The following is a 13,532-nucleotide window of genomic DNA, read 5'->3' on the forward strand; positions in this document are numbered from 1 at the left end:
GTACTGCAGAGAATATCAAACCGCGATATCCGCCATATTGCCGTAGGCTTCCAGCCAAACCCGACGGTCTGAAGCCCGCTTTTTGCCCAGCAACATGTCCATTCGCTCATCGGTGTCGTCACCCTCTTCCAGGGTGAGCATCACCAGGCGGCGAGTGTCAGGCGCCATGGTGGTTTCACGCAATTGCAGGGGGTTCATCTCACCCAGGCCCTTGAAGCGGGTTACCTGAACCTTGCCCTTGCGCTTCTCAGCCGCCAGACGGTCGATAATGCCCTGCTTCTCGTGCTCATCCAGGGCATAGAAGGTTTCCTTGCCCAGATCCACCCGGTACAGCGGCGGCATGGCGACAAATACGTGGCCAGCAGAAACCAGTGGACGGAAGTGCTTTACGAACAGCGCGCACAGCAAAGTGGCGATATGCAGGCCGTCAGAGTCGGCATCCGCCAGGATACAGATCTTGTTGTAGCGCAAACCGGTAAAATCCTCTGAGCCAGGATCAACACCGATGGCCACGGCAATGTCGTGGACTTCCTGAGAGGCGAGGATTTCACCGGAATCCACTTCCCAGGTATTCAGAATCTTGCCCCGCAGCGGCATCACTGCCTGGAATTCCCGATCCCGGGCCTGCTTGGCGGAACCACCAGCCGAATCACCTTCCACCAGGAACAGCTCTGAACGGGTGGTATCGGCACCGGAGCAGTCCGCCAGTTTGCCAGGCAACGCCGGGCCGGAGGTCACCTTTTTACGGGCCACCTTCTTGCTGGCCCGCAGCCGGCGCTGGGCATTGCTGATAAACAGCTCTGCCAGGGCTTCAGCAATATCGGTGTGCTGGTTCAGCCACAGGCTGAAGGCGTCTTTCACCACGCCAGAGACAAACGCCGCCGCCTCACGGGACGACAGACGCTCTTTGGTCTGGCCGGAGAACTGCGGCTCCTGCATCTTGAAGGACAGGACATAGGCCACCCGTTCCCAAATATCCTCGGGCGACAACTTGACGCCACGGGGCAGCAGGCTGCGGAATTCACAGAATTCCCGCATGGCTTCCAGCAGTCCGGTACGTAAACCATTGACATGGGTACCGCCCTGGGCGGTGGGAATCAGGTTGACGTAGCTTTCCATGACGGCATCGCCACCCTCCGGCAGCCACTGGATCGCCCAATCCACCGCTTCTTTGTTACCGGAAAAACTACCGGTAAAGGGCTCAAGCGGCACGGCTTCAATATCGGCCAGGGCGGTGCGCAAATAATCCCGCAGCCCGTCTTCATAGAACCACTCGTCTTTCTCCCCTGTTTTCTCCTGTACAAAGGTCACGTGCAGACCGGGACAAAGCACGGCCTTGGCCCGCAGGTTATGGCGCAGGCGACTGACGGAGAAATTCGGACTGTCGAAGTATTTCGGGTCGGGCGTGAACTTCAGGCGGGTACCGGTGTTGCGCTTGCCAACGGTATCGATCACTTCCAGCTCGGAGGCCTTGTCGCCGTTGGCGAAGGTCATCCGGTGAATCTGCCCGTCCCGCCGGATGGTGACTTCCAGGTGGGTAGACAGGGCGTTCACCACAGACACACCCACCCCATGCAAACCACCAGAGAAGTTGTAGTTGCCTTCGGAGAACTTACCACCGGCGTGCAGGCGGGAGAGGATCAGCTCCACCCCCGGAACGCCCTCTTCCTTGTGGATATCGACGGGCATGCCGCGGCCATCGTCTTCCACACTCAGGGAGTTGTCACTGTGCAGGATCACATCAATCCGGCGGGCATGGCCGGCCAGCGCCTCATCCACACTGTTATCGATGACTTCCTGAGCCAGGTGGTTCGGCCTTGAGGTGTCCGTGTACATGCCCGGGCGTTTGCGCACCGGGTCAAGACCGCTCAGAACTTCAATGGCATCGGCGTTGTATTGTTGCTGGCTCATAGTAACGGCATGGCTCCGCAAGTGGTCGTTAAAGCTGAGCCATAGCTTAGGGATTCGGGCTGAAAGATCAATGTTTGTTTTGTGGCTACGCCAAGTGGTTTCAGTTTCCGAGCTCTTTCAACAACGGCGTTTCAGACAACCCGGATACTTCCAGGCGCTGCCACTGGCTGTCCGCTACCGCAAGCACCGCGCAGGGCGAGGTAATCACCTGCGCCACCATCATGTCCGGTGCGGGCGAATTTACCTTCATGGCGAGTTTCAGGGTTTTCCTGTCCGCCGTAGCAGACTCAAGCCCAACGCTATAACCGGCAGTAGGCTTCTGGCCCAGGGTGACAATCACCAGTGACTCTTTCTCAAGATTAACCTGGCGAATGATACCGGTTGCCATATTCTGCCCGCCAATATCCAGCAATGCCTCCAGTTCCGAACCGGTCCGCACGTGCGCGACGCCTGGTCCGGTCAGGCCACAATGGGCGGACTGGGTTACCTGGCGCACCTGGGGCTGCACGCCGGCGTTTTCACCGCCGGTGGCACTGCAAGCCGTTATCAGGGCCGCTGCCAGCGGCAAGGCAAACAGCCGGGGAATGCGATCTGTCATTGTGTCATCCTGGGTCGGTTATCACTGTTAGTACGGGCGCTGTCGCGCTCTGGCGTGATCAAACGGTAACCCTGAAACCCCGGCCTGGGCAAGATGTCCGGGGTTTCCGCAGAAATTGTGGGGCGGGTAAAGCTGGTGGTCATTCGAAGATCAGAAAGGCTTTGGCCCTCCTCAATAGTGATCACCTCACGCAAACCGGAAATCGGGTATTCCGCGCAGGCCTCACCGGGCTGACAGATAATGCCGTCGCCATCGATATCCGTGCCCGCTACCAAAAAGTAGTCGCCGGGACTGACTTCATTGAGCCGGCGCGGCTCCTCGCCATCGTCGGCTTCGAAGCGGAAGCGATAGCTGCCCTCGGAGGCTTCGACGGCCACCTGGGCTTCGGCCCAGTAGAATCCATCGTCATCCGGAGTGGTATCTACCAGCAGGACGAAGTGGGTGCCGGCGTCACGGGCCTGTTCGTCGCTGATCAATTGGGCGACGACGGGCAGGCGCAATTCTCGACTCGTTGAACCATCTTTGTAGGAGACAAAGATGTCTCCCCGGTATGCCGTATCCGGCTCAATCTCCGACTCTACCAGCGAGACATTGAACACATAGCGCCCGTCATCGCGCTCTTTTGGTTGAGTGACGTTTATCCAAGTGAGGTTATTAGTCAGACTTACGTCACTGACCGACCCGCTGCCGATCTGGCTGAGCACCACGGTTGCGCTGGTCACCCCTTCATTGCTGAGCGAAACCTGAGAGGGTGATGGAGACAAAATCGTCACGTTGCCTTCCAGATTCGCCTGAAGCGCCTTGGCGGCATCAAGAATGCCATACCCCAGCTGGTCGTTTCGGCTTCCCGGATAATCGGTGAGTTCACCACTTTCCAGCAGAGCTCGAACCTCGCTGTAAGTGAGTGTGTCCTTCTGAGCTTTCAGCAGTGCCATAACGCCTGACACATGAGGAGTGGCCATAGACGTACCCTGCAAGCCCGTATAACTGGCAACGAATTGACCGGCCTGCCCCACCGCACTGGTACTCCAGATCAGATCGGCGCGGCCATCGTTATTACCATCCCGGCTGGCATCTCCGCCGGGTGCCGCCAGATCAATCCAGCTGCCAAAGTTTGAATAAGACGCCAGTCGACCACCGGCATCTACAGCACTGACCGCCAACACGTTGGGCGACGCCGCCGGGAACGATTGCGTTGAGGTTGCTGAGTTTCCGGCTGCACCAACGAAAATCATGCCTCGCCCTACGCCGAAAGCAATGGCGTCTTCCAGCGCCTGAATCCTGGGCAAACCACCCAGACTCAGATTGACGATTTCGGCCCGGGGCAAGTTCTGCCTGGGAGAATCCCCGGTCACCCAGCGAATGGCATCAATGAGATCTGTGGAGGAGCCGGTGCCACCCTCTCCCAAAACCCTGACAGGAACGATCCTGGATCCGAACGCAACCCCTCCGATGCCTTCACCGTTAACCACCGCAGCTACCGTTCCGGCAACGTGAGTACCGTGAAACACACTGGCGCCAACGCTGCTACCAGGATCCTCAGGATAGAAATCGTTATCCACAAAATCCCTGCCACCATCCACATTGGCGTCAAGATCGGGATGCCAGGCAGTCGTTCCGTTGGGGCTAAACAAACCGCTGTCCAGAACAGCGACGCTGGCGCCCTCGCCACCGTCAGGAGCCAACTGCCAGGCTCCGGGCCCGTTGATCAGATCGTAATGCCACTGCAAACCGTACAGAGGCTCATCCACCGGCGAGCTCTGCATGCTCGACATCTGATAGTTCGGCACCGCGTCTTTGACACCCGGCATCTGCCGAAGCTGGGTAACCCAGGACAGGGTTTCCGCCTGCATTTGAGTCGCACTGACAGCACGGGAAGACGCCTGAGCCGGCATCCGCATCAACCAGTCCGAACCACCCAGATGCCGCTCAGCGCTGGCCGTGCCAGTCGCCAGTGACGACATGGTTCCAGAGTCGGTTGCATCCAACGTAACAATGGCCTGGCCGGGGAGGAACGGATGGTCCGGCCAATCAAGACTGACGCTATCGAGCTGGCCATCAGCGGCTTTGACCAGAACATAGCGAGCGGGGCCACCTCCGCTGGCCACACTGACCTCAACAGAGTAATTCCTTTCCGGGGCGCCGCTATCCAGGGTCACGCTGACGGAAGGCTTGTCCGCCGCGGTCTCATCTGCCCCGTAGAGAATCCCTCCGGCGGTAACACGCAACTCAAGTTCCGCATCTCCGTCACGGCCGCCAAAATTTCTCAGAATTACCGTTTCACCGGGCCCCATGGGCACGGTGAAGTTATCCACCGGGTCAGCGGCGTAACTGAACAATTGGCCGTTCAGCAACGGATAGGAACCATTTCGCGAACTGACAAACCCGGCAAGAACAAAACTGGCCGGCAGGGTTTGGGCACCCGAAGCAGGGCTGGCACCGGCAAACCGCAACTGATCCATGGTGTCCTGATCAATCCGGCTACCGGATTCGATACTGATCACACCAGATAAAGGGCCAAGATCAATGGCCGGGGGCTGGGATTCAGAACTTCCGGAACCACCACCGCATCCTGCGAACAACACCACTCCCGAAAGCACAAGATACTGCGGCAATGTTTTTTTCACGATTACCCTCTTTGCCTATCTTTTTTATGAACTTCCTTATCCATACGCAAACTATAAGACAAAAGTTCCACAATTTGCTCGCCTAAGGTCCGACAAATGCGAGAGAGTCTGGCTCGGGAGAAGGTTGGAGGGACTTTCTGAAACACGCTGTGAATACATCCCTGTACGCTCCGCTCCGCCATCCATGGCTCCGCAGGGTTTCAGAAAGTCCCTCCAACCTTCTCCCTCCCCCCCAACATTTGCGGTCAACCAAAACAAGAAAACCCGTGAAGCAGAACTCCACGGGTTTTCACACTTCACGCCAACTACAAGGCGTAGAACAGCATCGGCACAAAGGCCACCAGCAGCAAGCTGGGTATCATCACCGCCAGCGGCAACAGCAGGCGCTGATAACGGTGCCAGAAGGTACCGGTGCGCTCTGCCGCCAGCACTTCGGTCTCGCCAACCACCTGCCGCGTCAACAGATGGTTCAGGGCCACAGGCGGGCTCAGGTAGCCCAGCTCGAACGCCACCAGACACACAATCCAGAAGTGCAGCGGGTCTACCCCAATCTGTATTGCCGGCTGGGCAATGGTGGCCGATACCAGAATCACCGCACCGAACGGGTCCATCACCATGCCGATCAGCGTCAGCATCACCACAATCACCATCATGGCAATCCAGGGGCTGGTCAGGGTCTCCGGGAAAATCGCATGGACGATATCGGAGCGCTCCAGAATACCGCCCAGGCAGATGGAGAAGCCGATCAGGGCCAGCAGCGCGCCGATGTGAACGGCTGAATCACTGGCAGCATTGCTGCTGCGCTCAAAGAATGTCTGCATTCTGGAAACAGAAAGTTCCTTACTCTCCTTTCCGGAGTCCAGCACCACCAGTGCGAGCATCACCAACGGCAAAATCATCGGCGCACTGTACTCGTTGAATTTCAGGCCCAGGACCACCCAGATTGCAAAGATCACAGCAGCGGCAGTCAGCGCATAAGGTACCAGTGGCAACAGTTGCTTGAGCGCTAGCCGGAAGGCACCGGGTGCCGGCTTGGGCTTCCAATTACCTTCGGTTTTGCACACGATGAACGAGAACAGACTGGCAGACAGAATGAACACCCAGAAGCCCCAACCATACATTTCAGAGGTGGTCACTTCTTTGTTCAGGGCTGCGATGACTACAATCAGCAAGCACGGGTTGAGCACCACCCCGAGACTGCCCGACATCGCGGTGGTCGCCAGGGACAACTGCCGCCCGGCGCCGGCTTTTCTCAGTTCGTCATACACCACACCACCCACGGCAAGAATAAAAATACCGGAGGCACCCGTGAATGCCGTCGGGAAAGCCGTGGCAAAGATGATCACCGAGGCCAGCATAGGCGCCGGCAGGTTGAACGGCTTGACGATGTTCAGCAGCAATTCCGGTACCCGGGTCTGCTTGAGCATCATGCCCACCAACACATAAAGGCCAATGTTGATGAACATGGAAGACAGGTTCGCCATCATGCCGAAGTAGATTGCCAGGCCCGAAGTGTAGCCATCCACGAAGAAGAAGTACGACATGGCGATCAAGCCCATCATGCAATACAACGGGATGACCAGGCTCGATGACAGGCTCAGGCTGCCGGGCCTCATGCGCTCGGGTATGTGGAAGAAGCGAATGGCGTTGATCACCATGAACATTCCGAATACACCGGCCCAGGCGTATTGCAAAATCATGGTGCTTTCCGTGCCCGGCGATGTCGATAATCGCCCGAGATAGGCGTTCAGGGACAGCACCATCAAACCGTTGACGATAAACTGAACGCCCTGGCTCAAGCGCCACTCCGACCGGTTGCGGGACAGCCGCAGGGCAATGTGGTCCGCGTCCAGCGCCGAGATCGCAGCAGCCATGGCAAACATGGCGATGAACAGGTACTTGGTCAGTTCAATGTTATCCAGCAGAAAACCAGCCAGACCCTGCTCAAAGCTCTTGTAGACACCCAGTGCCCAAGTGGCATGTTTCTGGTTCTCGGCGAACATCAGGTGGCGCTGTTCACACAGGGCCACGTTGCTCTGCAGAGACTGCCTCAGCGCATCAGCGTCTGGTGGGGAGCTGAACAAATCGTCAGGATCAGGCTTGTACGCCTGAATCCTGCGCTCAACCTCGGCATCCACATCCACGAACATATTACAGGTGGGTTCGGTTGCATCCGGGTTCAGCAGATAATAATTCGGCCATACCTGCTCACCAATCCATAACATTCTGGAGTGCAGGGAATTCCCCATGCCCAGCAGCAGAGTTGACAGGAGCAAAAGCAGTAGAATAACCCCATGTATCCTGTGTACGGGGTAGAGCGTCCTTGCACCAGAGGCAGTCATCGCGCGCCAGTTCATGTGTTTTCTCTCCGATTATTCCCGGTTGTCAGCCGTGCACTCAGACGCGCCCGGGTTGCTGGCGCAGCGAATTTTGCTCAATAGGCTCATCATGCGAGGGTCGTACACACTCGGTGCACCGTTCACGCCATCACGCATTTCCAGACGGTTTTCACGGAACATCTCCTGATAGCCAGTGATGTCCTGGTCTGGAATCCGAATCCATTGCTTTTCAGGGATCGCTTTTTCCTGGCTCTCAATCAGGTTCATCGCCTGCGGGAACATGTCCCAGGCCACTTCACGGGATTTCTGCGCAGTGTCATCATCCAGAATGCCTTCGCGGGCAATGATCTGGATAGTCAACTGGGCCAATGGGTAGTCAACAATACCGCCTTTATCACCGATACCCTTGTATAACTCGAGGGCTTCATAGGCGAACGCTGGCGCATACGCGGTATCAACGGAGCCATTATTGAACTTGCCTGCGAAGTTGGTGATATCCGATGGCACCACCGTTGCCTTCACATGATTGACCATATGAATGGCGTCACGCTGGTAATCAAGGGTGGCCATTCGCTTCCCGGCCAGTTTGCTTGCGGTGTTGATGCTTCGGTCGTTGACGAACAAATACCCCGCACCCGCCGGCACAATCGCCAGCACCTCATAGCCGCCTGACTTCATCAGAGATGCCGCCCGGGGCTGGGCCAGTGTCGCCAACAAGGTTTCCAGATCATCGTAGGTAGGAATAGCGCCAACCGCACTGACACTGCCCGTAAACTTGTTGAACGGCCGAGTCCGGATGTCGGTTGCGGCAACGGCATCACACTGTCCGGCGTTAAAGTCGCCAACGGCAACACCTTCATCAGTGTACGGGCGAAGGTTAAAGTCCACTCCATGGGCTTTCATTTCCAGGGCGTAGTCTTTGACCAGGTTGTATACGTCGCCGTTAGCGCCGATAACGTCAAACACACACATGGAAACTGTCTGGGCTGATGCCAACGGAGCGGCAACGGCCAACGACAGGGCGGCAAGGGATTTACGGATCATGACGACCTCCGGGTCATTCTTGTGTTTATCGATCAAACAGGGCGTGGATGGGAGAGTTGCCTCAGAGCAACCCGTCCAGATCCATGGTTTCAATATTCTCTCTCGCGCGCTCAGGACTCATCTTGCCGAAGAAATTGCGCGGCGTGCGGTGGCCATATTCCGATGTCCAGTGCTTGTCGGATGAGAACTGAACGATGGTCCGCGCCACTTCATCCACCAATCGGTAGTCGTCCCAAACATCGATTCGGTCATCGGCGTCGGCGAAATGCGCAATCGCATCGGCGAGCACATCAGGGCGCCCAAAGGTTTCAGCAGCTACGATCTGAACCGCGTGGGATGCCCGAATACCCGCATTCACGCCCATTTCGGAGCTGTTCTCAAGCACCTGCCAGGGGTCAGGCGACAGCTCGGGACGGGTATCAGGCAACAGCAACCAGACCAGCGCCCGAACAGCATTGGGCAAACCGCCCCATTTTTCGTTATCTACACATTGCGCGGCACGCTCTGCCCTCGGCGCAATATTACGAGGCACGCCTGCAAGCGCACCAGAGTTGGAATCGTTCACGATGGCCTGCATACCGGTCAGAAGCCCCAACAGAAACGTCAGTTCGTCCTGATCGGTAAACAGGAAAGGGCACTCGATGGGCTCGGCAGCGGGATCGAAGTCGTAGGCTGCCATTGCCCGAAGATAGGCATTGTAACGGCGCGAGGCTGTCGTGGCATAAAGTCGCTTGGCGCGCTCGCGGGCATCTTTTGCGGCGGGCACATCGCCATTGTACTGGGCACGGAGATAGTCCAGTTCTGCGTTCCAGGCACGGTATTCCATGCAATTGCCGGCCAGCAGCATAAGCAATGACCCGGTGCTGTCAGGCGCGGAGGTTACGCGAGAAAAGGAGTAGACGAGAGGATCAGTACCCTCACCCAGCGCGCACGCCATTTCAGTGTCCGACATCTGCAGCACATAAGGTGTTGCCTCAGACTCTGCGTAGCTGGAGAGCACCATACCCGTTGTCGTATATATGGGGTTGGCGGAGCAGCCGGCCAGGACCATCGCCAGTCCTGCAAGTGCGAACTGTTTGAGCAGGGCCGAACTACGGCCCACTAGGGAAACCTCTGGGTAGAACATAATTTGCCCTGTCTTGCTTTGTTTTTGTCAGTAAGGGATGACGAGTTTTTTATCACATTTTCGCTTCGTCAAACCGTGAACCAGAACCTTCACAGCCAACATTCGGGCTGCTCCCCGAGGAACTGGTCTCTACGACGCGAAGAATGCTTTGATTTTTGTCAGACAAGAATGGCTGGAATGCCGAAAATTATATGCCGATCGGGCCAATGGCCTCTAAGGAAAGCACAAAAATTTAAACTAATTGATATAAAACAATAAGTTCCAGATGTAACCTGTTGTTACAGTCCGAGCATCGCCATGACTTGATCGGTCAACCCGTCCAGCGTCAGTCCACCACGCTCGGGCTTGTACCAGGTCACCGTCCAGCTCAGCGCTCCGGTCAACATCCGCCTTACAATAAAGGGGTCTGCCTTGAGCTGGCCAAGCTCGTTAAGCTTCTCCAAAACAGATAGCCACAGCCCTTCGTAGATCTCCCGCAATTCCAGCACCTGCACCTGAGAGCTCTCGGAGAGACTGCGCCACTCATAAACCAGCACCGCCATGGCTTCACCGGTCTGGCCGTTAATAGATTCCAGCTCACTTCGCACCAAAGCCCGAAGCTTGCCCCGGGGGGACTCCTCGCTGTCGGCCGCCGCCTGCATCAAAGCGGTATTGAGGCGGATGGTCTCAACCATCACCGCTTTCAGGATTTCCTCTTTGGTTCGGAAGTGATGGAACAGACTACCGGACTGGATGCCGACGGCTGCCGCCAGATCACGCACCGTGGTGCGCTCATAGCCCTTGTCCCGAAATAACCTCGCCGCTTCCTTTAACAAGCGCCCGCGAGCACTGGCGGGGTCGGAAACGAGCTGTTCGGCAATCAGGGACTGAAGAATCTGGTTCTGGTTCACAAAGGCCATCCGGTTGTCTTGGTGGGACTTTTTATTCTACCCGAGATTTGCCTGTTTACAAACCAAGCGCTTGCTTGGTATTGTCGTTCTTAACGTTGGATAACTTCCCGCCGACGCGGGCTTCACAACAAGGCCAAGAACATGTCACACGCCAACAAAACCATCCGCATCGGTTGCTCCGCCGCGTTCTGGGGTGATACCGAAACCGCAGCCGCCCAGCTGGTGCACCAGGGCAACATCGATTATCTGGTGGCCGATTATCTGGCCGAGATCACCATGTCGATCATGGCTGGCCAGAAGATGAAAGACCCCACCCAGGGCTATGCCCGGGATTTTGTGGAAACCGTTATGGCGCCCTTGCTGGGCGACATTAAAGAAAAAGGCATCCGGGTGCTGGCCAACGCCGGCGGCGTGAACCCGGTGGCTTGCCGGGATGCGTTGCAAGCGCTGTGCGAAAAAGCGGGAGTCGATCTGAAAATCGCCCTGGTGCTGGGCGACGACCTGCTGATGAAGAAAAAGAAACTGGCCGATGCCGGTGTCACCGAGATGACCACCGGCCAGCCCTTCCCCGCCATGATGGTGAGTTTGAATACCTATCTGGGCGCGCCTGGCCTGGTGGCCGCCCTGGAACAGGGTGCCGACATCATTATTACCGGCCGGGTAGCAGACAGTGCGCTTGTGCTGGCGCCGCTTGTGCATGAATTCGGCTGGCGCTGGAACGATTATGACAAGCTGGCCCAGGGCAGCCTGGCCGGGCACTTGCTGGAATGTGGCGCCCAGTCTACCGGCGGCAACTTTACCGACTGGGAACAAGTAGCTGACGGCTACGCCAATATGGGCTTCCCGATTGCTGAAGTGAGCGCCTCCGGCGACTTTGTGATGACCAAGCCTGAGGGCACGGGCGGCCTGGTCAGCCGGGGGACGGTAAGCGAGCAGTTGGTGTATGAGATTGGTGATCCAAGGGCCTATCTGCTGCCCGACGTTACCTGTGATTTCACCCAGGTGGCGCTTGAGGAAATCGGTAAGGATCAGGTTCGCGTTTCCGGCGCCAAAGGGCTGCCACCTACCGACAGTTACAAGGTGTCTGGCACCTGGCCGGATGGCTTTAAGTGCACGGTCACCTTTTTGCTGGCTGGAATAAACGCGCCCGCCAAGGCTCAGAAAGTCGCAGAGGCGATTCTTGGCAAAACCTCGGCCATGTTTGCCGAGCGCGGCCTGCCGGACTATTCCGAAACCAGTATCGAATTATTGGGCACCGAGACCACCTATGGCGACCATGGCAAGGGCGACCAATGCCGGGAAGTGGTGGTGAAGATTGCTACGGCCCATCCGAAAAAAGAGGCGCTGGTGCTGTTTTCACGGGAGATTGCCCAGGCGGCCACCGGGATGGCTCCCGGCATTACCGGCATTGTCGGTGGTCGGCCGACGGTGTGGCCGAAGATTCGGTTGTTCTCTTGCCTGGTACCAAAATCGGAAGTGGCGGTTTCGGTGGATTTGGCTGGCGAGAAGTCTGAGGTGGTGGTCGCAACCGAGGGTGGTTTCGATCCAGGTGCTCTGGCGGCTGAGCCGGACTCTCGGATGGAGGTGGCGGCGGATACTACGGTGCCGTTGATTCAGCTGGCTTGGGCGCGGTCCGGGGATAAGGGCGATCACAGCAACATCGGGGTGATTGCGCGGGATCCGGAGTATGTTCCTTATATTGAGGCGGCGTTGACGGAGCAGGCGGTGGCGCAGTGGATGTCGCATACGCTGAATCCGGAGTCTGGCAGGGTGACGCGTTGGTCTATGCCGGGGTTGCATGCGTTCAACTTTTTGCTGGAGCACAGTCTTGGTGGTGGTGGTGTGGCTTCGCTTCGGATTGATCCGCAGGGTAAGGCGTTTGCGCAGCAGCTGTTGGAGTTTCCTGTGCCGGTGCCTTCTAACTTGGTGCAGCAATGAACATTGTTATCTGGTTGCGGAGCAAGCACCCCGCTGGGGGAGAGCCTTACAAAAAACGCTCCTTCGGCACTTCCCTGTGGCGCTTGGGCTCCGCCATCCTTGGCTCCGCACATTTTTGTAAGGCTCTCCCCCAGCGAGGTGCCCCAACCTTTTACGTGGATTCAGTTTATTCGGATAAGGATTTTTTATGAGTTATCAGTCTGTTCTTCGGCCGGGGTTGTTTGAAGGCCAGGTATTCATTGTGACCGGCGGCGGCTCTGGCATTGGCCGCTGTACGGCTCACGAACTGGCGGCGCTCGGTGCTCGGGTTGCGCTGGTGGGTCGTAAGCAGGAGAAGGTGGACGCGGTTAAGGCCGAGATTGAGGAAGACGGCGGCATTGCCAGTGCTCATGCCTGCGATATCCGTGAGGAGGAGTCGGTCAAGGCCACGGTGAAGGCCGTTATCGAGACCCACGGTGGGCTGAACGGGGTGGTGAACAACGCCGGCGGGCAGTTTGCTTCGCCGTTGACGGGGATTAACCAGAAGGGTTGGGAAACCGTGGTTCGGACGAATCTGACCGGTGGCTTTCTGATTTCCCGGGAGGCTTATACCCAGGCCTTGAGTAAGACCGGCGGTTCGATTGTGAACATTGTGGCGGATATGTGGGGCGGCATGCCCGGCATGGGCCACTCTGGCGCGGCTCGGGCCGGGATGGTGAATTTTACTCAGACGGCGGCGGTTGAGTGGGCGCCGTCCGGGGTTCGGGTGAATGCGGTGGCGCCGGGGTGGATTGCGTCCAGTGGGATGGATAACTACCCGGCCCATATGAAGTCGTGGATTCGCAGTCTGGCGGATGCGGTGCCGATCAAGCGGATGGGTACGGAATCGGAGGTGAGTTCGGCGATCTGTTTCCTGCTTAGCCCGGGGGCGGCGTTTATCAGTGGCGATTGCTTGCGGATTGACGGTGCGGCATCCCAGGGCGGGCGTGTTTGGCCGATGCCGAAGGCGAAGAACAATGAGCCCTATAACGGTTTCCATCGGGCGGTAACGCCGAAAGTATTGAGTGACGACTGAGGATT

Annotated in this window: 9 protein-coding genes; 2 read left to right on the plus strand and 7 right to left on the minus strand. The window is 57.5% G+C overall.

Annotated features, from left to right (window positions below; all coding sequences use genetic code 11):
- Positions 1–15: 15 nt before the first annotated feature.
- From parE to FIV08_RS13710, 7 genes are all read right to left on the minus strand, one after another.
- Positions 16–1,911: a DNA topoisomerase IV subunit B gene (parE, locus tag FIV08_RS13680; protein ID WP_072676666.1), complete on the minus strand. Its 1,896-nt coding sequence runs from the start codon at positions 1,909–1,911 to the stop codon at positions 16–18.
- A gap of 100 nt (positions 1,912–2,011) precedes the next feature.
- On the minus strand, positions 2,012–2,509 hold the full coding sequence (locus FIV08_RS13685; RefSeq protein ID WP_072676665.1) for a protease complex subunit PrcB family protein: 498 nt from the start codon (positions 2,507–2,509) through the stop codon (positions 2,012–2,014).
- Positions 2,506–5,136: a S8 family serine peptidase gene (locus FIV08_RS13690; protein ID WP_228715421.1), complete on the minus strand. Its 2,631-nt coding sequence runs from the start codon at positions 5,134–5,136 to the stop codon at positions 2,506–2,508. The genes FIV08_RS13685 and FIV08_RS13690 overlap by 4 nt, the downstream gene beginning before the upstream one ends.
- 305 nt (positions 5,137–5,441) lie before the next feature.
- A complete protein-coding gene (locus FIV08_RS13695) occupies positions 5,442–7,493 on the minus strand; it encodes a TRAP transporter large permease subunit (protein ID WP_152438722.1) in 2,052 nt (683 codons plus the stop codon).
- A gap of 15 nt (positions 7,494–7,508) precedes the next feature.
- The gene (locus tag FIV08_RS13700; protein ID WP_072676662.1) at positions 7,509–8,519 is read right to left on the minus strand and encodes a putative solute-binding protein; all 1,011 of its coding nucleotides are present in this window, start codon (positions 8,517–8,519) and stop codon (positions 7,509–7,511) included.
- A 61-nt stretch (positions 8,520–8,580) separates the two neighbouring features.
- Positions 8,581–9,645, minus strand: coding sequence for a hypothetical protein (locus FIV08_RS13705; protein WP_152438723.1), 1,065 nt, complete (start codon positions 9,643–9,645; stop codon positions 8,581–8,583).
- Positions 9,646–9,923: 278 nt separating this feature from the next.
- Positions 9,924–10,544 carry a TetR/AcrR family transcriptional regulator gene (locus tag FIV08_RS13710; protein ID WP_152438724.1) on the minus strand — a complete coding sequence of 207 codons (621 nt, stop codon included), beginning with the start codon at positions 10,542–10,544 and terminating at the stop codon, positions 9,924–9,926.
- Positions 10,545–10,676: 132 nt separating this feature from the next.
- On the opposite strand from FIV08_RS13710, the gene FIV08_RS13715 reads away from it, so the two are divergent.
- Positions 10,677–12,473, plus strand: coding sequence for an acyclic terpene utilization AtuA family protein (locus FIV08_RS13715; RefSeq protein ID WP_152438725.1), 1,797 nt, complete (start codon positions 10,677–10,679; stop codon positions 12,471–12,473).
- Positions 12,474–12,660: 187 nt separating this feature from the next.
- Positions 12,661–13,527, plus strand: coding sequence for an SDR family oxidoreductase (locus tag FIV08_RS13720; protein ID WP_152438726.1), 867 nt, complete (start codon positions 12,661–12,663; stop codon positions 13,525–13,527).
- Positions 13,528–13,532: the final 5 nt, after the last annotated feature.

Origin of the sequence: Marinobacter sp. THAF197a (assembly GCF_009363275.1) — a bacterium.
In the GTDB taxonomy this organism is placed as follows: domain Bacteria; phylum Pseudomonadota; class Gammaproteobacteria; order Pseudomonadales; family Oleiphilaceae; genus Marinobacter.